Here is a 20,366-nt window from a genome sequence, read left to right as displayed (position 1 = left end):
CTGCAAAAACATAGAAAGGCACTTGATTTTTATGCCGTTTCGAATTAATATGGATAACAGGAGTTGGTAGAATGAATAATTTGTTAGCCGTCAGAATAAGAAACAGGATGGGCGACTTTTCAAAAGGGCAAAAGCTGATTGCAAAATATATTGAGGAACACTACGACAAGGTGGCGTTTATGACCGCTTCCAAGCTGGGCGCCACCGTCGGTGTCAGCGAGTCGACGGTCGTCCGTTTCGCGACGGAAATAGGCTACACCGGGTACCCGGAGCTTCAGCAGGCCATGCAGGAGATGATCCGCAACAAGCTTACCTCCGTACAGAGAATGGAAGTAACGGCGAGCCGCATCGGCAACAACGATATCCTTGATTCCGTTTTTAATCAGGACATCGATATTATCCGCAGAACCATGGAAGAAACGCCGCACGAAGACTTCTACCGTTCGGTGGACGCCATTGTCAAGGCGCGCAAAATTTACATTTTAGGGGCGAGAAGCTCTTTGGCTCTGGCCACCTTTTTATCCTATTATTTCAATCTGATTTTTGAAAACGTCCTTCTGGTGCAGTCTACCAGCGAAGGTGAGATTTTTGAGCAGATGATCCGCGTGGACGAGCGGGATGTTGTGATCGGCATCAGCTTCCCGCGGTACTCCAAAAAGGCGGTCAAAGCGCTGAACTTTGCCCACAAACGGGGCGCTACGGTCGTCGCCATTACGGACAGCGCGCTGTCCCCTCTGGCAATGGAAGCGGATAACCTTCTGCTTGCCCGCAGCGACATCGCGTCCATTGTGGATTCGCTGGTGGCGCCGCTCAGCCTGATCAACGCGCTGATCGTCACGACCACGCTGAAGAAGTCCGAAGAGGTTTCTCAGGTGTTTAAGCGTCTGGAAGATATTTGGGATGAATACGGAGTGTATGAAAAGGTAGATGATAAATCCATTGAACCGGCCTTATGACGCGCTGATCATCGGCGGCGGAGCCGCGGGCCTGATGGCCGCCGGGACTGCCGCGGGCAACGGGCTGCGCGTCTGCCTGGTCGAGAAAAACACCCGCCCCGGCCGGAAGCTGATGATTACGGGAAAGGGCAGATGCAATCTCACCAACAACTGCGACGTGCAGACCTTCATCGCTTCCGTTCCGTCAAACGGACGGTTTCTTTACAGCGCCGCCAGCCGCTTTTCCCCGCAGGACACCATCCGCTTTTTCGGGGAGCTGGGCCTGCCGGTCAAAACGGAACGGGGGAACCGGGTATTCCCCCAGTCGGACAAAGCGGCCGACGTAGTCGATAAGCTGGCCGGGTTTGTCAGGGACAGTGGGGCGGATCTCATCACCGGCGAGGTAAAAAGGTTAATTTTAAAGGACCATATGGTTTTCGGCGCGGAATTGCAGAACGGTTCCCGGATCCCGGCCAATTCCGTTATCGTTTGCTGCGGCGGCGTTTCCTATCCCGGGACCGGTTCCACCGGCGACGGCTACCGCCTTGCCAGACAGGCCGGGCATACGGTGACTCAGCTGCGTCCTTCTCTGGTTCCGCTGACCGCTTACGGCGAAGAGTGCCGCAGAATGATGGGGCTTTCTTTGAAAAATGTCGCCGTAAAGGTGTGGGATACGGTAAAGAAAAAAAACATCTACGAGGATTTCGGGGAAATGCTCTTTACGCATTTCGGCGTTTCCGGTCCCATGATCCTGAGCGCGAGCGCCCATATGGGGGAGATGTCGCCGGGGCGCTACCGCGTTTCGATCGACCTGAAGCCGGCGCTTTCTCCGGAACAGCTTGACGCCCGGATTCAGCGCGATTTTGAATTGAACCATAACAAGGACTTTTCAAACTCGCTGTCGGCGCTGCTGCCCAGCAAAATGATTCCCGTCGTCGTAGAGAAATCCGGGATTCCCGCTGAAACAAAATGCAACCAGATCACCAGGGAAATGCGCAGGGCTTTTGCGGATCTGCTGAAGTCCTTTGAAATTTCCATTTCGGGGTTCCGGCCGATCGAGGAGGCCATTGTCACTTCCGGCGGAGTGAAAACCTCGGAAATCAATCCCAAAACCATGGAATCAAAGCTGGTCAGGGGACTTTATTTCGCCGGGGAAGTGCTCGATGTGGATGCGTACACCGGGGGCTTCAATCTGCAGATCGCTTTTTGCACCGGCCGCCTTGCGGCGAATTCACTGAAAAGGCAGGAGGAAAACGAATGACCGCAGTTGCCATTGACGGGCCTGCCGGAGCGGGAAAGAGCACGATCGCCCGCCGTGCGGCCAGGGAAATCGGCTTTATTTACGTAGATACCGGCGCGCTTTACCGTGCCGTCGGGCTTTTTATGCTGCAACAGGGAGTGGACGCGTCGGACGCCCGCGCCGTGACTCCGCTGCTCCGGCGGGTTCAGCTTACGCTTACCTTTCAAAACGGAGAGCAGAAGGTGATCCTTTGCGGAGAAGACGTTTCCGGCGCGATCCGCACCGCGGAGGTTTCCATGGCGGCGTCCAATGTTTCGGCGATTCCCGCCGTCAGGGATTTCTTATTTTCCCTGCAAAAGGATATCGCAAGGAACAATGATGTGGTGATGGACGGCCGCGATATCGGAACGGTCGTGCTGCCGGACGCGCAGGTCAAAATTTTTCTGACTGCTTCTCCGGAGGAGCGGGCCCGAAGAAGATATGAGCAAATGATAAAAAAGGGTGAGCGCGTGGATTATGACGACGTGCTGAGCGATCTGAAAACGCGGGACTACAACGATTCGCACCGCGCCGTCGCGCCCCTTGTCCCCGCTGCAGCCGCCGTGATCGTGGACACTACGGGCAATACGCTGGAGCAGTCGGTGAAACAGCTGGTTGCAATTATTAAAGAAAATCTGCAATATCATAAATGAAACTGGTGAGACTATGAAACGTACGCCGCTTTATAATTTTGGCAAGATTTTTGTTCAGGGCTTTCTGAAATATTTTATTCCCTATCGGGTGAATAACAGGGAAAATATGCCGGAATACGGCAGGGTGATTGTTTGCTGCAACCATGTCAGCCTGTCGGACCCGGTCCGGCTGGCTTTCACGCAGCAGCGTCAGATTTTTTTCATGTCCAAAGCGGAATTGTTTGAGAACAAAGCGTTGGGTCTGCTGCTTTCTTCGCTCGGAGCTTTCCCCGTACAAAGGGGAAGAGGCGATAGAACAGCGATCAACCGGGCGGGAGAGCTGCTTGAAAACGAGCAGGCGCTGGGCGTCTTTATTGAGGGGACGCGCTCCAAAACGGGGGAGTTTCTTCAGCCGAAGGCGGGCGCGGTGATGCTTGCCCATAAATACAACACCCCGATTCTGCCGTGCTGCATTACCGCGAAGGACGGCGGGCTGCCGAAAATGTTCCACAAATGCATGGTATCGTACGGGAAGCTGATCCAGCCGGACGAGCTCGGCATTGAAAACGGCTCCGGCAGCGAATACCGCAATGCCTCCCGTTTTGTGATGGGGAGAATAGCCGAGCTTCGCGAGCGGGACCTGGACACTTTTCTTGCCGCAGGGGTCTGAAAGAATGCTGTATTTTTTCTGTCTTCGTCTGGCTGCCCCGCTGGCCCGGCTCATTTACCGGGTACAGTACAGGGGAGTTGAAAATATTCCCGGCAGCGGAAAGCTGATTGTCTGCAGCAACCACAAATCGGTGATCGACCCGCTTTTTCTTGCGGCGCCTTTCAGACGGCAGGTCCGTTATATGGCGAAGTCCGAACTCTTTGAAAATCACGGAAAGCTGGCGTGCTGGTGGCTGTACCGCATGGGCGCGTTTCCGGTTGTAAGGGAAAGCGCCGACGCGCAGTCCATGAAGACCGCTCTGCGCATCCTGCACGACGGCGGGATTCTGGGGATTTTTCCGCAGGGGAAATGTGTCTTTGACAACGCGCCGTTCCGGCCGAAAGCCGGGGTGGCGATGCTTGCCTATAAGGCGCAGGCGCCCGTACTGCCGGTATCCATTTACTGCGCCGGCGTCATCAGGCCGTTTCGCCGGGTGACCGTCCGTTTCGGCGAACCGATTCCCTTTGAGGAGCTGGGGCTGAGGGACCGTTCGTCCGTTTCCCTCCGCGCGGCGGCGGGAATGATCGCGGAAAAAATCAACAACATGCTGGAGGAAAAATATTGAAAATCATCGTCGCCCGTTCCGCTGGCTTCTGTTTCGGCGTGAACAGGGCAGTGGAAATGGTCAATGGGCTTTTGGATCAGGGAAAGAAGGTCTGTACGCTGGGCCCGATTATTCACAATCCGCAGACTTTGGAACAGCTTGCCTCGCGCGGCGTGACGATCGTGGAATCGCCCGATCAGGCGCCTCCGGATTCGACCATGGTCATCCGCTCCCACGGAGTGCCGAAGGCGGTTTATGACAGCCTGCTTGAGAAAAAGGCCGATTTTGTGGACGCAACCTGTCCTTTTGTCGCCAAAATACACAATATTGTTTCAAAAGCTTCCGCCGAGGGAAAAACGGTGCTGATTGCCGGCGACGCCCACCATCCGGAAGTGGAGGGTATCCGGGGGCACTGCACGGGAAAATGTCATGTTTTTAAAAACGCCGGGGAGCTGCAAAATATTTTGGAACGTTTTCCGGCTGTACAGGAAGATTCTCCCTGTGTGGTTGCTCAGACGACTTTCAGCGTCTCTGAATGGGAAAATTGTTTGGAAATGCTAAAAAGGGTATATACAAATGCAACAATTTTTGATACAATATGTAATGCGACTGCTAAGCGTCAATCGGAAGCGGAGTTTCTGTCCAGACAGTGCGACGCGATGATTGTGATCGGCGGCAGGGAAAGTTCCAATACAGCAAAACTTCGTGATGTGTGCATGAAAAACTGCACCACCTATCTGATAGAAACAGCGGACGAGCTGCCGCTGTCGGTTCTAAAAGAATCCGAATGTATTGGCATTACTGCCGGTGCTTCAACGCCGGCAAGCATTATAAAGGAGGTACTTGATACCATGTCAGAAATCAATGAGGGTGCTGGTCAAAATTTAATGGAGAATAATGCCGAGGGAAACTTCGAGGAAATGCTCGAGGAATCCCTAAAGAATTTAAATACAGATGAAAAGGTACACGGTGTAGTTGTCGGCATTACTCCCAGCGAAGTTTATGTCGACGTAGGCAGAAAGCAGGCCGGTTTTATTCCTGCCGCGGAGCTTTCCGCCGACCCCAACGTACGGCCCGAGGACCTTGTTAAGGTAGGCGATGAGATGGATCTTCTCATCATGCGCACCAACGACCAGGAAGGAACCATCATGCTTTCCAAGAAGCGCCTGGATGCCGCGAAGGGCTGGGAAGCCGTTACCGCAGCTGAGGAAAGCGAAGCTGTTCTGACCGGCGTTGTCACCGAGGTCATCAAGGGCGGCGTCATCGCCGTCACAAACGGCGTACGCGTGTTTATCCCCGCTTCTCAGGCTACCGCTTCCCGCGGCGATCCGCTGGAGGACCTGCTGAAGAAAGAAGTCAAGTTCCGTATTATCGAAGTTAACCGCGGCCGCAGACGCGCCGTCGGCTCCATCCGTTCCGTACTGAAGGACGAGAGAAAAGCACAGGCGGAAAAGTTCTGGGAAACCGCGGAGGAAGGCAAGGAATATACCGGTGTTGTCAAGTCTCTGACCGCTTACGGCGCGTTTGTCGATCTGGGCGGCATTGACGGAATGATCCATATTTCCGAGCTCTCTTGGGGCAGGATCAAGCATCCTTCCGAGGTCGTCAATGTCGGCGATACGGTTCAGGTTTATATCAAGGGTCTCGATCAGGAAAAGGGTAAGATTTCCCTTGGCTACAAGCGTGCGGAGGACAATCCGTGGGAAATTCTCAAGCGTGACTATCCTGTGGGTACAGTCTGCGATGTTACGATTGTCGGCATGACCGCTTTCGGCGCTTTCGCAAGAATTATTCCTGGTATCGACGGTTTGATACATATCTCTCAAATCGCCGATCACAGAATCGAAAAGCCGCAGGATGTTTTGAAGGTCAACGACGTTGTAAAAGCCAAAATCACCGAGATCGATTTTGACAAAAAGCGTGTCAGCCTTTCGATCAGAGCTTTGCTCGAACCTGTTGAGCAGGCTGCGGAAGAAGCACCTGCCGAATAATTTTCGATCGTAAACGGCGCAAAGGAACTCAGGTTTCTTTGCGCTTTTTTGCTGTCTTTTCACATTTTGATTCCTTCCGAGTATTATGAGGGTAGAAGACTTGGGAGGTGTTGCTATGAGAAGGTGGCACAGGTTCGGATCCGGTAACCATATACATACGCGGATTTACTGGAAATCGCTGATTGTCATAATTTTTTGCCTGGGGTTTATAATATTAATTGATTCCCACTTCCGTCCCATCATCAAATCGATTACGACCAATCAGGCCCGCATTCAGTCCATCGATACCATCAATGACGCCGTGACCGAAGAACTGGCCCAAAACGGGGTAACCTATCAGGATCTGGTATCGGTGGAACGGGACAGTTCGGGCAAAATATTGGCGATTACAACGCAGATGATAAAGATGAATCAGCTGAAATCCGCCATTATTGCCAATGTGCAAAAGAAAATCGGCGACGACGGCCATATGGATACGGGCGTCCCCTTGGGGACGCTTACAGGGAATGAATTGCTTCACGGCTGGGGCCCGGAGGTACCGCTCAGGCTGACGCTTTCCGGAAACGTGAACGCGGACTTCAAAAGCTCCTTTGAGACCGCCGGAATCAACCAGACGAAGCATCAGATCGTTCTGAATATACACACCAGTGTGTATTCTTTTCTGCCGGGTTTTGATACCACTACGGAAGTGGACACCAATGTCCCCGTTGCGGAAACAATCATTGTAGGCGATGTGCCGCAGGTAGTTGCAAACATAAATTAATCTGCTATTATTAGTAGCGAGAGGGTTGATTTTCATGGATGTTAAAGAAGCGAAAAAGCAGCTGAAGGAACTGAGGAAGCAAATCGAATATCATAATAAAAAGTACTATACGGAGGACGCGCCGGAGATCGACGACTATGAGTACGATATGATGTACCGCCGTCTGCAGCAGCTTGAGGAGCAGTTTCCGGAGCTGGTCACTCCCGATTCTCCCACGCAGAAGGTCGGTGCGGAGGTCCTGAATAAGTTTCAGCCCGTTGTGCACACCGTTCCCATGGAGAGCCTGCACGATTCCTTTTCCGAGCAGGAGCTGGTCGATTTTGACCGCAGGGTGCGTGCTGCCGTAGACAACCCGGTCTACATTGTCGAGCCGAAATTCGACGGGCTTTCCGTTTCGCTGGAGTACCGCGACGGCCGGTTTGTCAGGGGCTCCACCCGCGGAGACGGCGCGGTTGGAGAGGATGTAACGGATAATCTCAGGACCATCCGCACCGTACCGAAACAGCTGACCCGGCCGCTGCCGTTTCTGGAAGTGCGCGGCGAGGTATATATGTCGCACGAGAGCTTTTTCCGCCTTTCCGAGCGTCAGGAGCTGAACGATGAAAAGCCCTTTAAAAATCCGCGCAATGCCGCGGCGGGCTCCCTCCGGCAGAAGGATTCAAGGGTTACCGCTTCCCGCACTCTGGACATTTTTGTGTTCAATGTGCAGCAGCTGGCGGGGGAGGAGCTTCGCAACCATGACGACGCCCTGAACTTTTTAAAAGAGCTGGGCTTTGCCGTACCGCCCTTTTTTACGGCCTGTTCCACGGTGGAGGAGGCCATAGCCGAGGTCAACCGGATCGGGGAGCTGCGCGGCTCGCTGGACTATTCCATCGACGGCGCCGTCATCAAGGTCAATTCCTTTGCTCAGCGCGATGTTTTGGGGAGCACCTCAAAATTCCCCAAATGGGCGGAAGCGTTCAAGTATCCGCCGGAGGAAAAGGAAACCAGACTGCTCAGTATTGAAATCAACGTCGGGCGTACCGGCGTCCTGACCCCGACGGGCGTTTTTGAGCCGGTCACGCTGGCGGGAACGACGGTAAGCCGCGCCACGCTTCACAATGAAGACTTTATCCATGAAAAGGATATCCGTATCGGTGATACCGTCATCCTGAGAAAAGCCGGGGAAATCATTCCGGAAGTTGTTTCCGTTGTATCGCATATGCAGGATTCCGAACCGTACGTCATGCCCGAGGTATGTCCGTCCTGCGGGGTCAGGGTGGCGCGCGAGGAGGGGGAGGCGGCTACGCGCTGCACCAATCCCGAGTGTCCGGCGCAGCTTTTGCGCCATATGATCCATTTTTCCAGCCGCGATGCCATGGATATCGAAGGACTTGGCCCGGCGGTGCTTGAACAGCTGATTCAGCAGGGACTGCTTTCCTCTCCCGCGGATTTATATACCCTGCGTCACGACCAGATCGTTTCTCTGGAACGCAAGGGCGAAAAATCGTCTCAGAATCTGATCGACGCAATTGAGAGGTCGAAGGAAAACGACCTTTACCGGCTGGTTTATGCGTTTGGAATTCCCCATATCGGTCTGAAGGCCGCCAAACTGCTTTCCTCCTGTTTTCGGAATATGGACGCGATCTTTCATGCTACGGCGGAAGAAATCGCCGCGATCGACGGCTTTGGCGGGGTAATGGCGGACAGCGCCGTTCAGTTTTTTGCGCTGGACAATACGGCGCATCTGATCGGCCGGCTGCGCGACGCGGGAGTCAACATGCTCTGTAAAACAGTGGTGGACGACAACCGCTTTTACGGCAAGACCTTTGTGCTGACGGGAACGCTCCCGACCCTGACCCGGACGCAGGCGGGCGCCGTCATAGAAAAGATGGGCGGGAAGGTGTCCGGCAGCGTTTCCAAAAAGACCGATTATGTATTGGCGGGAGAAGACGCCGGCAGCAAGCTGACAAAGGCGCGGCAGCTGGGAATAACGGTCATTTCCGAAGAGGAATTCAATGAGATGATTCAATAGTGACTTTTTATAGAATGTTTTGAACGCCGCGGAGCACGTTTTGTGTTCCGCGGCGTTTTGCGTCTCCTGGACGTGGAGAATAGAATATCGTAGAACGAATATAATATATTGATAAACAATAAAATAATATTGATAATTAATAATTGATGTGATATAATACAAAGGAAAACAGAAGGGGGATTCTGCTGTATGTGGAACAACTCAAAATCTTTGACGCTTTCCATTTTCTGTACCAGGCTGTTTACCGTCCTGCTGGCGGTGGGGGTATGCGCCGCGCCCGCGATTGTGAGCTGGTATTTCGGGGATGCTCCGGCGATACAGGCGCTGCATCTGCCGTTTCGCGTCACCATCTATCTTTGCGCGGTGCCGGGGTTTATCCTGCTTTACTGCCTGAATACCCTGCTGAAAAATATCCGAGTGGGCAGCGTCTTTGTGCCGGAAAACACAAAAATGCTGCGGATTATTTCCTGGAGCTGTATTGCCGCTGGCGTCATCACTTTTGGTTCGGGCTTTTATTACGCCTCGTTTTTTATTGTCGCGGTGGCCTGTGCTTTCTTTGCGCTGATTATCCGCGTCATTAAAAACGTCTTTGAGCAGGCGATCGAGCTGAAAAGCGAAAATGACTTCACGATTTAAAGGATGGAAAAATATGCCCATTATCATTAATTTAGACGTCGTCATGGCGAAGCGGAAAATCACCTCCGGTGATCTTGCGGAAAAGATAGGAATCACGCCGGCAAATTTATCCATCTTAAAAAACAATAAGGCGAAGGCAATCCGCTTTTCCACCCTGGAAGCTTTGTGCCGTGAGCTGAAGTGCCAGCCCGCGGATATTTTGGAATATACCGATACGGAATAAAGGAGATTGCTATGAATATCGCTGAAGAAAACGGGACCGCTTCGGTACCCGTAACCACAGGTGCGCCTGTTTTGCCCTCAACGCTGGGGTACGGTCAAATCCCCGCCGCTAAAAGACCGGAAATCCCGATCCCTTTTACCGGTGCGGATCCCCTGTTTGCGCTGTTGTTTCTGGTGTGCGGTTATCTTTTTGTCTGGCTGATTACGCCGGAATGCTTTGGCTTGGGCGTGACCCTCTTTACCGCAGCGTTTTGTACGTTGGTTCTTCTGTACTTGAAAAACCGCGGGAAAACCGTTCCGAAAAGCAGCTGGTTATGGCTGGCTCCGGTGGTTCTGTCGTCCGTCAATTTTTCCCTGTTCACCAATGTCTCTCTGCAATTTCTCAACCTCCTGTTTCTGATGGGCTGCGCGGTTTATTGGGTCGCGGTGCTGACCTCGGGCCGGATGGAAAAAGGGCTGGGCGCGTATTTTATACCCGATATGGTGAATCAGCTTTTCAAAATCCCGTTTTTGAATTTCGGCTGCGCATCCAAAATCATCCGTCGTTCGGCGGTGAAAAACAAGAAAAGCAGGGTCCTTCTGGCTTCATTGGGCGGCGCGCTGGCGGCACTGCCGGTTCTCTGGATCGTCCTTTCGCTCCTGATGCAGGCGGACGGGGCGTTTCAGGCTTTGGTAAAGCAGTTTTCCGCCGACGCGGGAACCCATATCGTCAATTTTCTGTTCCGGCTTCTTCCGGCCTTTCTGACGGGAAGCTATCTGTTCGGCATGCTGTACGGCAATCTTCAGAAAAGGCGTACCGACTCGATTACGGCTGAGAAAGCCGCCGGATTTTCCGAAAAGTGCAGAGTCGTTCCCACGGCCGCCGCTGTAACGGGAACCGTGCTCCTGTGCATTCTGTACCTGATTTTCTTCGGGGCGCAGACGGCCTCCCTGTTCAGCGCCTTTTCGGGGCGGGGGCAGAGCGGGCTGACGCTTGCGGAATTTGCCCGGCGGGGGTTCTTTGAGCTCTGCAAAGTCGCGACGATCAACTTTGCCGTGATCACTTTTTCCTCCGTACTGATCCGGAGGGAGGAAGGGGAATTCCGCCTGATGAGGGCCATTCATATTTTCCTTTCAGCGGAGACTCTTCTGCTGATTGCTTCCGCGCTCAGCAAGATGATTCTGTATATCGCCCGTTACGGGCTGACTCCGAAACGGGTGTATACCAGTTGGTTCATGGCGGTTCTGGCGGTGATTTTCGTGCTGATTATCGTCTCCCGGTTTAAAAAGATCAACCTGGCCCGCGGCATCGTACTGACCTGCGCCGTCAGCTTCCTGATTCTCTGCTACGCAAATATCGACGGCAGGATTATCGGGTATAATATCGGCCGGTACCAAAACGGGACGCTGGAAACCGTCGACGTGGGTATGATGTACGGCGCGCCGGATGCGGCAAAGCCTTACGCGCTGGAGCTGTACCGGAGCACAAAGGATGCTTTCTTAAAGAAGGAACTGGAAATTTTTCTGCGGGACCAGAATCCGCAGAAAATCGAATTTCAGCAGATGAATCTGCAGAAATGGACGGCTCTCCGCCTTCCAACGGAATAAAAAAGAGAAATCGGGCTCCGCGGGAAATCCTCCCGCGGAGTTATTTTTTTGGTTCTAACACGGCCAAGTTGTCCATATCTATGTTATTGAAAGAGAGGACAAGGGATATGGATAACTACAGCGACCCAAGATTCGACTCGGCGGCAAAAGCGGTTTGCGGCAGAATCGCAGGCCATTTTTCGCTTCTGCCCGGCGACATTAAAAAACAGGCGCAGGAGATCAGACTCCGCGTCAACAAACCGATTTCCGTCTGCTGTACGGGCGGAATCTACTTTTTGAATCAAACGGGAAGACTGACGTGCTATCCGGGCAGGGACGCCATGATTTCCACCAGGGAAGATATTGAGGAATGCTTCCGGAATATCTGCAGCTATTCGATCTACAGCCATCAGAATGAGATCAAAAACGGGTTTGTCACGCTGGCCGGGGGGCACCGGGTCGGCATCAGCGGAACGGCGGTGTTCCAGAACGGTGAAATTACCGGTATCCGGGATATTTCTTCCATCAACATCCGCGTTTCCCGGGAGATTCCCGGATCGGCCGCCGAAATTTTTCATTCCCTGAAAAAGGAGATTTCTTCCGGACTGCTCATTGCCGGCCCGCCCGCAAGCGGAAAAACCACCCTCCTGCGCGACATTGCCCGCCAGCTGTCCAGCGGCACCTGCGGGGATATCCGGAAGGTGGTCGTGGTCGACGAACGCGGGGAACTGGCCGGTATCTGTCTGGGGATACCGCAGAACGACCTTGGCTTCTGCTGCGACGTGCTGGACGGGTACCCCAAGGCGGAAGGAATCATGCAGGCCGTCCGCTGTCTTTCTCCGGAATTCATTATCTGTGACGAGCTTGGCGGAAACGACGAGGTTGCCGCGGTGGAGCAGAGCCTGAACGCGGGCGTCAGCATGATTTCCTCCATTCACGCGGGCTGCATCGAGGAGTTCATGATGAAAAAACAGGCGGTGCGCCTCTTGAAAACAGGGGCCTTCGGCTGTGTGGCCATGCTGAACGGGCACAGGGAACCGGGGAAAATACAAGGAATTTACAAGGCTGGTGATTTGCTTGCTAAAATTGACGGGCGCTTTGATTCTGATAGCCGCAGGGGCGCTTGCGGGGTATATGGAGTCGCATAGGCTTGCCGTGCGGGTGGAGCAGCTCGAACGGTTTCTGCGTTTTGTTTCCTGTGCACAGACGGAAATCCGCTTTTCCGCGCTGCCGGTAGAGCAGATCGTGCGGAGGCACGGCGGCGATCTGGAGTTTCTGCGGCAGTGCGGGGACTCTTTTCAAAAGAGCGGGGATTTCCTGTCCGCGTGGCAGGACGGGGTCAAAAGCTGCGCGAAAAGCGGCGGGTTTAACGATAAAGATGTGGAATTGCTGAAAGGCTTTGGGAGCGGCTTCGGCGTAAGCGATACCGACGGGCAGCTTTCGCACTGCGCTCTCTATTATGAGCTCACGGCCCAGAACCTGAAAGAGGCAAGGGGCGAAAAGGAACGAAAATCAAGGCTGTATCAAATGTTTGGCGTGTTTTCCGGAATGGCGGCGGCACTCCTGCTATGTTAAGGATGGAGGAATCAAAAAATGGATGTGGATTTGATTTTTAAAATTGCCGCGATCGGCATCATCGTTGCGGTGCTGAACCAGCTGCTGATTCGTTCGGGCAGGGAAGACCAGGCAATGATGACGACTATTGCCGGTCTGATCGTAGTGCTCATGATGATTATCCAGCAAATAGACGCTTTGTTTAAGTCTATTAAATCCATATTCGGTTTGTAAGCCATGAATATGATTGCCGTTGCGGGAATTGCAGTGATCGCGGCGATCCTCTCAGTTATGCTGAGGCGGTATCATCAGGAATATTCCGTCGTCGTCAGTATCTGCGCCGGTGTTCTCATCCTGTTTGCGATTCTGGGGAATATTGCCCCCGCGGTACAGCAGATCAATACCCTGCTTTCCTCGGCAGGACTTTCCGCGGAGTACGCCGCAATTCTTTTCAAATCTCTGGGAATCTGCTTTCTGGCGCAGTTCGCCGCCGATTCCTGCCGGGACGCGGGGGAAAGCGCGCTGGCTTCGAAAGTGGAACTCGCCGGAAAAATCGCGATTGTGGTGTTGTCGCTGCCGCTCTTTGAAAAGATCGCAAGCACGGCGGTAGGATTGATTGGTGGATAAGGATGAAAAAAATTGTATGCTTAGCCGTTCTGCTGCTCCTGGTGACGGCGTTTTCCATGCCGGTGCACGCTGCGTCGAAGCAGGACGATTATTACTCCCGCCAGCTTCAGGAGAGCGGGGCGGCGGACCTTGCGGACAAACTGCCCAACGACACCAGAAAAGCGCTGGAAGAGATGGGGATTGAAGATACCAACTGGGAAAATATCACCTCCATCACGCCGAAAAGCCTGTTTGACCAGATCCTTTCCGTGGTCGCGGGAAAAACGGGGGAGCCGTTCCGGGCGGCGGTTTCGGTAATCGCGGTCATGCTTCTGTGCGCGCTTTTGAACGGGATGAAGCTTTCCTTCGGGGAAAAGTCGCTGGGCGGAGTCATCGGCATGGTCTCCACGCTCTGTATCTGTGTGATCGTTGTGAATCCGATTGTGTCGTGTATTTCCAGCGCGGCGGCGGTGATCAAAACGGCCGCCGGGTTTCTGCTGGCCTGTGTTCCGGTCCTGGCGGGAATCATGATCGTGGCCGGACAGCCCGCTGCGGCCGGTTCCTACAATCTGCTGATGATGGCGGCGGGAAATGTGATTTCTCTGCTGTCTTCCAATATTCTGGTGCCGATGATGAACATCTTTCTGGCGCTTTCCATCGTGTCCGCGATTTCCCCGAATATCAACCTGAACGGGCTGTGCGAAGCCTTCAGCAAGGCCGTGAAATGGATTATGGGGTTCTGTATGACCATTTTTACCGGGCTGCTGACCATGCACGGCATTGTCGCAACCGCGCTGGACACAACAGGGACCCGCGCGGCAAGGTTTGTCGTCAGCAGCTTTGTGCCCGTGGTGGGCAGCGCGCTGGGGGAGGCGCTCCATACCATCAACGGATGCGTCAAAATGCTGAAATCCGGTGTCAGCGCTTTCGGATTGCTAGCCGGGCTTTTTGTTTTCCTGCCCATTCTCATCGAGTGCCTTGTCTGGCTTTTGACCCTTCAGATCTGCATCGGGATCGGCGATATTTTTGAGCTGAAGGAAATCAGCTCGCTGCTGAAGGCTTCGGGAGACGTGATCGAAACGCTGATCAGTATCATTCTGTGCTGTATGATGATCCTGATGGTTTCCACCGTGATTCTGCTGATTATCGGAGGTGGGTCATGAACGCGGTCAGGGAATGGTCGGCCGCGATCTGCATGGCGGCCCTTGTCGCCGCAATGCTGCAGGGGCTTGTTCCGAGCGGCTCCATGGAAAGGATGGTCAAATTTGTCATCGGCGCTTTTGTGATCTGCGCGCTGATCGTTCCGCTCGCAAAAATCGTGCCGGAAATCTCCATGAGCATTCAGACGGATTCAGAAAGCCCGGTCAATTCACAGCTTGAAAAAACGGTGGAAAAGCAGTATTCCGCCGCCGCGCAGGAGAGTATTACGAACCTGGTCGTATCGGAGTTGAACAAGATCGATATGAAATGCAAAAATGTTAATGTGATTATGGATACAAACGAAGATGGCAGCATATCAATTAACAAGGTGGTTGTCATTCTGGCAAAAGGGTATGGCAAGGACAAGGAAAAGGCTTCGGCCCATCTGGAAAAAACGTTAGGACTGAAAATGGAGGTATCTTCCGATGAAAGCTAAGGACAGCGGCTTCGAGGAGGAAAAGAAGACGGTTTTCTCTAAGCTGGCGGAAAACGATTTTTACCGCAAGGTCATTATTATCGGCGGTTTGATCGGAATTGCCCTGATTTTCCTCTCGGGATATCTGAACCATGACCGCACCGATACGAAAGACGTATCGTCCCAGTCCGTGGTTACGGCCGAACAGTACGCCAAAGAGCTGGAAACCAGCCTGACGGATCTTGTGAACCGGATACAGGGGGCGGGGGAGGCCAAGGTCCTGGTAACGCTTGAACGGAGTACGCAGTATGTGTATGCCACCGAGGAAAAGAGAAGCAATCAGACCGCCGAGGACAAATCTGACGGTTCCACCACCAAAAACGAGGCGAATGACAATACGGAGACCACTTACATACTTGTCAAGGATGCCGACGGCGCCCAGAAAGCGCTTGCGGTAACTGAGGTTCAGCCGATCATAAAGGGTGTTGTCGTTGTCTGTGACGGCGGCGACAATCCGGTCGTACAGCAGGATATTATTTCCGCTGTGACAACAGCGCTGGATATTACTTCTGTACGGGTATGCGTTATAAAAGCAAAATAATTTTAAACGGGGGGAATTTATTCTATGACTATGGGAAAGCGTCAGCTTGTTCTTGCGGCTTTGATTGTGGCGCTCGGTGCGGCGGTGTATTTAAACTGGCAGTTCTCGGGCGACAATCAATTGCTCGCCACCAACGCGGTTACGTCAACGGCGGATCATGAGTTCGGGGAAGCCCAGCTTGCGGATGCCCCGGTATCCGGATCGTCCAAGACGGCCTCCGGCTCATCGTCGTCCGTACAGGCGAACGCGCCTGCGGCCAGCTATTTCAGTGAGGCGCGCCTGTCGCGCCAGAAAGCCAGGGACACGGCGGTTGAGCTTCTGGAAAAGGTTCTGACCGACGCGAAATCCAGCGATGCGGCAAAAAAGGACGCGGTCGCGCAGGCGACTGTCATCGCACAGAATACTCTGAAGGAAAACAATGCCGAAAGCCTGATCAAGGCAAAGGGCTTTTCGGACTGCGTGGTCTTTCTCCAGAACTCGGAGTGCAATGTTGTGGTGAAGACGAACGATTCTTCACAGAACAACGCGATTGTGATCAAAGACATTGTTTCCGGCCAGTCGGGCGTCTCCTATGACAAGATTAAGATCGTCGAAGTAAAATAGGTCCCCGGATTTTACAGCCTGATTGCCGCACATGGAATCTTTAATTCCTTCTGTTTGTGCTGATTTTCTGTAAACAGCAGGAGAAACTGAAATTTATTTCTGCTGATTATTGAGAAATTACAGCATTTCCAGTTGACTCTGCAACAAGGTTGCGTTCCTCCCCCACCTTCGACGGGGGAGGAACGTGTTTTATCTTGCAAGCTGAAATGGAATTGCCGTAGTATCAGATAAAATATTTGATTCTGAAAAAGATTGTGGTATAATGTACCCGTGGATGTTTGAAAATATAATCAGCGGTTAAAACCCTCCACAGTTCAGTGGAGGGTTCTTTTCATATACGGAAGAAAGACGGCTGAAAAGACGGAGGAAGAAAATGAAAAGACACGAGGCGAGGGAACAGGCGTTTGCCCTGATTTTTGAAAGAAGCATCAATCACGATCCGACGCAACAGATTATTGACGCGGCCGGCCTGTCCAGGGATGTCATCATTGATGATTTTGCCGAAAAAGTCGCCGTCGGCGTGGAAGAAAACGAAGATGCCCTCAACGCCCGGATCGAAAAAAATATTCGCGGCTGGAAAATGAACCGCCTTTCCAAGGTGGCTCTGGCCCTGATGAAGCTCTCTATCTACGAAATGATGTTTGAGAAGGACATTCCCGTGAGTGTTTCCATCAACGAGGCGGTCGATCTTGCGAAAGAATACGGCGGCGCGGACGACGCTCCGTTTGTCAACGGCGTGCTGGGCTCGGTGGCAAAAGAGCTTGGTGAGAAGGAATCCCATGAAACAGCCGATTGACGCGCTTGGCATCGATACCAGCAATTACACGACCTCCGCCGCTCTTTTTCAGGGCGGGACGATTTTTCAGCGGAAAATGCTTCTGCCCGTAAAGCGGGGGGAGCTCGGACTGCGGCAGAGCGACGCCGTGTTCCACCATGTGCGGCAGCTGCCGCAGGTGCTGGAAGCGCTGATTCGGGAAAAGCTTTCCGTCGGCGCGGTAGGGGTATCGGACAGACCGCGCGATCTGGAAGGCTCTTACATGCCCTGCTTTACGGTCGGGTTCGGTACCGCAAAGGCCCTCGCGCTTTCGCTGGGGGTACCGCTGTATCCGTTTTCCCATCAGGCGGGACACATTGCCGCCGCGCTGTATTCCGCTGGCAAACTGAACCTGCTTCACGAAAAATTCATTGCGTTCCATGTTTCCGGCGGTACGACGGAGGCGGTCCTTGTCACGCCGGACGAACGGACGATCTTCCGCACGCGGATCATCGCGCAGTCTCTGGATTTAAAAGGCGGACAGGCTGTGGACAGGGTGGGGGCCATGCTCGGCCTGCCGTTTCCTTCGGGGAAAGCGCTGGAGCAGCTGGCCCTGCAGGCGAATAAAACCTATCGTATCAGACCGTCGCTCAGGGGGGCGGACTGTTCCCTTTCCGGCGTGGAAAACCAATGTGCCGGAATGCTGAAAGCAGGAGCGCCGAAAGAAGAAGTCGCGGCCTATTGCCTGTGCTCGATCTTGGCGGCGCTGGACGGAATGACCGCCGAACTGCTGAAGCAATACGGCAAGCTTCCCCTGCTGTTTGCGGGCGGGGTCATGTCCAACAGCCTGATCCGGGACGCAATGACGGAAAAATACGGCGCCGCTTTCGCCGCCCCGGAATTTTCAGCGGACAACGCGGCGGGAATTGCGGTTTTAACCTCAATAAAGGGGGCATAATGACTTATGGTGGATTTTCCGGTTGTGCTGAGCATAACGCAGCTGAACACTTATATCAAATCCAAATTTGACGGCGACGAAAATCTGGCGCATGTTTTTGTCAGCGGTGAAATTTCCAATTTCACCAATCATTATAAGTCCGGACATTTCTATTTGTCCCTCAAGGATGAAAAATGCGTGATTCGGGCGGTGATGTTTGTCCAGAACGCCCGGCGTATCCGTTTTCTGCCGCAGGACGGCATGAAGGTGATCGTGCGGGGCCGCGTAAGCGTCTATGAGGCGACGGGACAGTATCAGCTTTATATTGACGATATGCAGCCGGATGGTCTCGGCGCGCTGAACCTGGCCTTTGAACAGCTGAAAGCAAAGCTGGAAGCGGAGGGCCTGTTCGCCCCGGAGCGGAAAACACCGCTGCCCGCTTTTCCGGAACGGATCGGTGTGATTACCTCGCCCACCGGTGCGGCGGTACATGATATTACCTCGATTCTCGCGCGGCGGTACCCTTTGGCTGAAATTGTTTTCTGTCCCGTGCTGGTACAGGGGGAGGGCGCGGCGCCGCAGATTGTGGACGCGCTTGCCCGTTTCAACCGCCTTTTGTGTGCTGATGTGATTATTCTCGGGCGCGGCGGCGGTTCGCTGGAAGACCTCTGGCCCTTTAACGAGGAAATGGTGGCGAGGGCCGTAGCCGCCTCCGAAATTCCGGTCATTTCCGCCGTGGGGCATGAAACCGACTTTACGATCTGCGACTTTGTGGCCGACCTTCGCGCGCCGACCCCGTCGGCTGCCGCGGAGCTCGCCGTGCCCGACCGCGCGGAGCTGGAGTATACGGTTCGCTACGACCTGTCGAGGCTAAAGCAAAGCATGCGGAAAAAGCTCGCGGGCCTCAAACAGAATCTGGACGCGCTGACCTCCCGCCATTCTTTTAAAGATCCTTTGAATCGGATTGAACTGGAGCGGATTCGTACGGATCAGCTTGCCGTAAGGCTCAATCAATCCATGCGCAGGAAAACGGCGGACGCCCGGTCCGCGCTTTCTTCCGTCAGCGGCAGGCTGAACGCTTTAAGCCCGCTGGCAACGCTTTCCCGGGGATATTCTGTTATTTACGGTCAGGACGGACATATCGTCACCCGTGTTTCCGACGTAAAAACGGGGGAACGGATTTCGGTGCTGTTAAATGAAGGAACGCTGGGCTGTGTAGTGGACAGCATGGAGGAGAAACATGAATAAGAAAATGGGCTTTGAAGAAGCCATGATCAAACTGAGCGAAATTGTCGACCGGCTGGAAAACGGCGATGAGCCGCTGGAAAGCTCCCTGAAGCTGTTTGAGGAAGGCTCCGCGCTGGCCGCCCTGTGCTACGGCAAGCTGGAGGGCGCCGAGCAGAAAATCAGGCAGATCACCGAACTCGAAGAAGCCGGCGGTGAAAAAGATGCTTGATCCGCGGGAGAAACATCTGATCGGGAGGATAGACGCCAAACTGGCACAGTACCTTCCCGAAGAAGAAATCATACAGGCCGACCTGATCCGCGCCATGCGCTACAGCCTGCTCGGAGAGGGCAAACGGATCCGGCCGATTTTGGTGCTGGAATTCTGCAGGCTCTGCGGCGGGGAAGAAGAAGCCGCGCTGCCTTTTGCCTGTGCGGTCGAAATGATCCACACCTATTCGCTGATCCACGACGACCTGCCGTGCATGGACGACGACGATATGCGCCGCGGACGTCCTTCCAACCACAAGGTGTTCGGCGAGGACATCGCCCTGCTCGCGGGGGACGCGCTGCTGACCATGGCCTTTGAAGCCATGCTCTCCGGGGAAGCCGTGCGGCTTGCCGGCCCCGAAAGGGCCGCGAAGGCCGCGGGATACCTTGCCCGCGCCGCCGGTGCGCACGGAATGGTCGGGGGACAGGTGATTGACCTGACGAGCGAAGGCCGTGCCGTTTCGCTGGAAACTCTGAAGAAAATGGATGAAAATAAAACCGGCGCGCTGATTCTGGCGTCCGCGCAGATGGGCTGCGTCCTTGCCGGGGCCGGCGGCGAACGGCTGCGGGCCGCCGAAAGCTACGCGCGGGCAATCGGCCTGGCGTTTCAGATTGTGGACGACATTCTGGATGTGACGGGGGATACCCGGACCTTGGGAAAACCGGCCGGCAGCGACAGTGAAAACAATAAAAGCACCTATGTTTCCCTGTTGGGGCTGGAAGACGCCTCGAAAACCGTCGACGTGCTGACCGCGAAGGCCGTGGAGGCGCTCGGCTGCTTTGGCGGGGAAGCCGAATACCTCACCGAATTTGCGAAAAAGCTGGCTGTTCGTAAAAAGTGAGGAAATTTCCCGTATTTATTGACAAAATTGACGGGATATGATAATATTGTTAAGCCGCATATTACGGGC

General features: G+C 53.9%; 24 protein-coding genes. All 24 read left to right on the top strand.

Annotation, left to right across the window (positions count from 1 at the left end; translation table 11 throughout):
* Nucleotides 1–71: 71 nt before the first annotated feature.
* The 24 genes from ACQGQ5_RS08995 (at nucleotide 72) to ACQGQ5_RS08880 (ending at nucleotide 20,297) form a co-directional block, all read left to right on the top strand.
* Nucleotides 72–956, top strand: coding sequence for a MurR/RpiR family transcriptional regulator (locus ACQGQ5_RS08995; RefSeq protein ID WP_455736186.1), 885 nt, complete (start codon nucleotides 72–74; stop codon nucleotides 954–956).
* Entirely contained in the window at nucleotides 928–2,196 is a 1,269-nt protein-coding gene (locus ACQGQ5_RS08990) for an NAD(P)/FAD-dependent oxidoreductase (RefSeq protein ID WP_455736185.1), read from the top strand. Before ACQGQ5_RS08995 ends, ACQGQ5_RS08990 begins: the two co-directional genes overlap by 29 nt.
* Complete coding sequence (gene cmk / locus ACQGQ5_RS08985; RefSeq protein ID WP_455736184.1) at nucleotides 2,193–2,867, top strand: (d)CMP kinase; 675 nt, start codon at nucleotides 2,193–2,195, stop codon at nucleotides 2,865–2,867. Before ACQGQ5_RS08990 ends, cmk begins: the two co-directional genes overlap by 4 nt.
* Before the next feature lie 13 nt (nucleotides 2,868–2,880).
* Nucleotides 2,881–3,516 (top strand): lysophospholipid acyltransferase family protein, encoded by a 636-nt coding sequence (locus tag ACQGQ5_RS08980; protein ID WP_455736183.1) that lies wholly within the window; start codon nucleotides 2,881–2,883, stop codon nucleotides 3,514–3,516.
* A gap of 4 nt (nucleotides 3,517–3,520) precedes the next feature.
* On the top strand, nucleotides 3,521–4,120 hold the full coding sequence (locus tag ACQGQ5_RS08975) for a lysophospholipid acyltransferase family protein (RefSeq protein ID WP_455736182.1): 600 nt from the start codon (nucleotides 3,521–3,523) through the stop codon (nucleotides 4,118–4,120).
* Entirely contained in the window at nucleotides 4,117–6,090 is a 1,974-nt protein-coding gene (locus tag ACQGQ5_RS08970) for a bifunctional 4-hydroxy-3-methylbut-2-enyl diphosphate reductase/30S ribosomal protein S1 (protein WP_455736181.1), read from the top strand. The genes ACQGQ5_RS08975 and ACQGQ5_RS08970 overlap by 4 nt, the downstream gene beginning before the upstream one ends.
* Nucleotides 6,091–6,205: 115 nt before the next feature.
* Complete coding sequence (gene yunB, locus ACQGQ5_RS08965; protein WP_455736180.1) at nucleotides 6,206–6,853, top strand: sporulation protein YunB; 648 nt, start codon at nucleotides 6,206–6,208, stop codon at nucleotides 6,851–6,853.
* Nucleotides 6,854–6,887: 34 nt separating this feature from the next.
* Nucleotides 6,888–8,867, top strand: coding sequence for an NAD-dependent DNA ligase LigA (ligA, locus tag ACQGQ5_RS08960; RefSeq protein ID WP_455736179.1), 1,980 nt, complete (start codon nucleotides 6,888–6,890; stop codon nucleotides 8,865–8,867).
* Between the two features lie 189 nt (nucleotides 8,868–9,056).
* Nucleotides 9,057–9,503, top strand: a complete 447-nt coding sequence (locus ACQGQ5_RS08955) for a DUF2975 domain-containing protein (protein ID WP_455736178.1) — start codon at nucleotides 9,057–9,059, stop codon at nucleotides 9,501–9,503.
* Nucleotides 9,504–9,516: 13 nt separating this feature from the next.
* Entirely contained in the window at nucleotides 9,517–9,726 is a 210-nt protein-coding gene (locus tag ACQGQ5_RS08950; protein ID WP_038323972.1) for a helix-turn-helix domain-containing protein, read from the top strand.
* An 11-nt stretch (nucleotides 9,727–9,737) separates the two neighbouring features.
* Nucleotides 9,738–11,312, top strand: a complete 1,575-nt coding sequence (locus ACQGQ5_RS08945) for a DUF4153 domain-containing protein (RefSeq protein WP_455736177.1) — start codon at nucleotides 9,738–9,740, stop codon at nucleotides 11,310–11,312.
* Between the two features lie 107 nt (nucleotides 11,313–11,419).
* Entirely contained in the window at nucleotides 11,420–12,439 is a 1,020-nt protein-coding gene (locus tag ACQGQ5_RS08940) for a stage III sporulation protein AA (RefSeq protein ID WP_455736176.1), read from the top strand.
* Nucleotides 12,426–12,866: a stage III sporulation protein AB gene (locus ACQGQ5_RS08935; protein WP_455736175.1), complete on the top strand. Its 441-nt coding sequence runs from the start codon at nucleotides 12,426–12,428 to the stop codon at nucleotides 12,864–12,866. The genes ACQGQ5_RS08940 and ACQGQ5_RS08935 overlap by 14 nt, the downstream gene beginning before the upstream one ends.
* Before the next feature lie 18 nt (nucleotides 12,867–12,884).
* Nucleotides 12,885–13,079, top strand: a complete 195-nt coding sequence (spoIIIAC, locus tag ACQGQ5_RS08930; protein WP_038323975.1) for a stage III sporulation protein AC — start codon at nucleotides 12,885–12,887, stop codon at nucleotides 13,077–13,079.
* Nucleotides 13,080–13,082: 3 nt separating this feature from the next.
* A complete protein-coding gene (locus ACQGQ5_RS08925; protein WP_455736174.1) occupies nucleotides 13,083–13,472 on the top strand; it encodes a SpoIIIAC/SpoIIIAD family protein in 390 nt (129 codons plus the stop codon).
* Between the two features lie 2 nt (nucleotides 13,473–13,474).
* Complete coding sequence (locus tag ACQGQ5_RS08920) at nucleotides 13,475–14,614, top strand: stage III sporulation protein AE (RefSeq protein WP_455736173.1); 1,140 nt, start codon at nucleotides 13,475–13,477, stop codon at nucleotides 14,612–14,614.
* The gene (locus ACQGQ5_RS08915) at nucleotides 14,611–15,087 is read left to right on the top strand and encodes a stage III sporulation protein AF (protein WP_455736172.1); all 477 of its coding nucleotides are present in this window, start codon (nucleotides 14,611–14,613) and stop codon (nucleotides 15,085–15,087) included. Before ACQGQ5_RS08920 ends, ACQGQ5_RS08915 begins: the two co-directional genes overlap by 4 nt.
* Nucleotides 15,077–15,667 (top strand): stage III sporulation protein AG, encoded by a 591-nt coding sequence (locus ACQGQ5_RS08910; protein WP_455736171.1) that lies wholly within the window; start codon nucleotides 15,077–15,079, stop codon nucleotides 15,665–15,667. Before ACQGQ5_RS08915 ends, ACQGQ5_RS08910 begins: the two co-directional genes overlap by 11 nt.
* A gap of 24 nt (nucleotides 15,668–15,691) precedes the next feature.
* On the top strand, nucleotides 15,692–16,270 hold the full coding sequence (locus ACQGQ5_RS08905; protein WP_455736170.1) for a SpoIIIAH-like family protein: 579 nt from the start codon (nucleotides 15,692–15,694) through the stop codon (nucleotides 16,268–16,270).
* A gap of 373 nt (nucleotides 16,271–16,643) precedes the next feature.
* Entirely contained in the window at nucleotides 16,644–17,066 is a 423-nt protein-coding gene (gene nusB / locus ACQGQ5_RS08900) for a transcription antitermination factor NusB (RefSeq protein ID WP_455736169.1), read from the top strand.
* Nucleotides 17,050–17,982, top strand: a complete 933-nt coding sequence (locus ACQGQ5_RS08895; RefSeq protein WP_455736168.1) for a peptidase M22 — start codon at nucleotides 17,050–17,052, stop codon at nucleotides 17,980–17,982. Before nusB ends, ACQGQ5_RS08895 begins: the two co-directional genes overlap by 17 nt.
* A gap of 6 nt (nucleotides 17,983–17,988) precedes the next feature.
* Nucleotides 17,989–19,209 (top strand): exodeoxyribonuclease VII large subunit, encoded by a 1,221-nt coding sequence (xseA, locus tag ACQGQ5_RS08890; RefSeq protein ID WP_455736167.1) that lies wholly within the window; start codon nucleotides 17,989–17,991, stop codon nucleotides 19,207–19,209.
* Complete coding sequence (xseB, locus tag ACQGQ5_RS08885) at nucleotides 19,202–19,417, top strand: exodeoxyribonuclease VII small subunit (RefSeq protein ID WP_455736166.1); 216 nt, start codon at nucleotides 19,202–19,204, stop codon at nucleotides 19,415–19,417. The genes xseA and xseB overlap by 8 nt, the downstream gene beginning before the upstream one ends.
* The gene (locus ACQGQ5_RS08880) at nucleotides 19,410–20,297 is read left to right on the top strand and encodes a polyprenyl synthetase family protein (protein WP_455736165.1); all 888 of its coding nucleotides are present in this window, start codon (nucleotides 19,410–19,412) and stop codon (nucleotides 20,295–20,297) included. Before xseB ends, ACQGQ5_RS08880 begins: the two co-directional genes overlap by 8 nt.
* The last annotated feature ends 69 nt before the right edge of the window (nucleotides 20,298–20,366 follow it).

Source organism: Caproiciproducens sp. (assembly GCF_053840905.1).
Note: the sequence above shows the minus strand (reverse complement) of the source record. Positions and strands in the feature narration are given on the sequence as shown.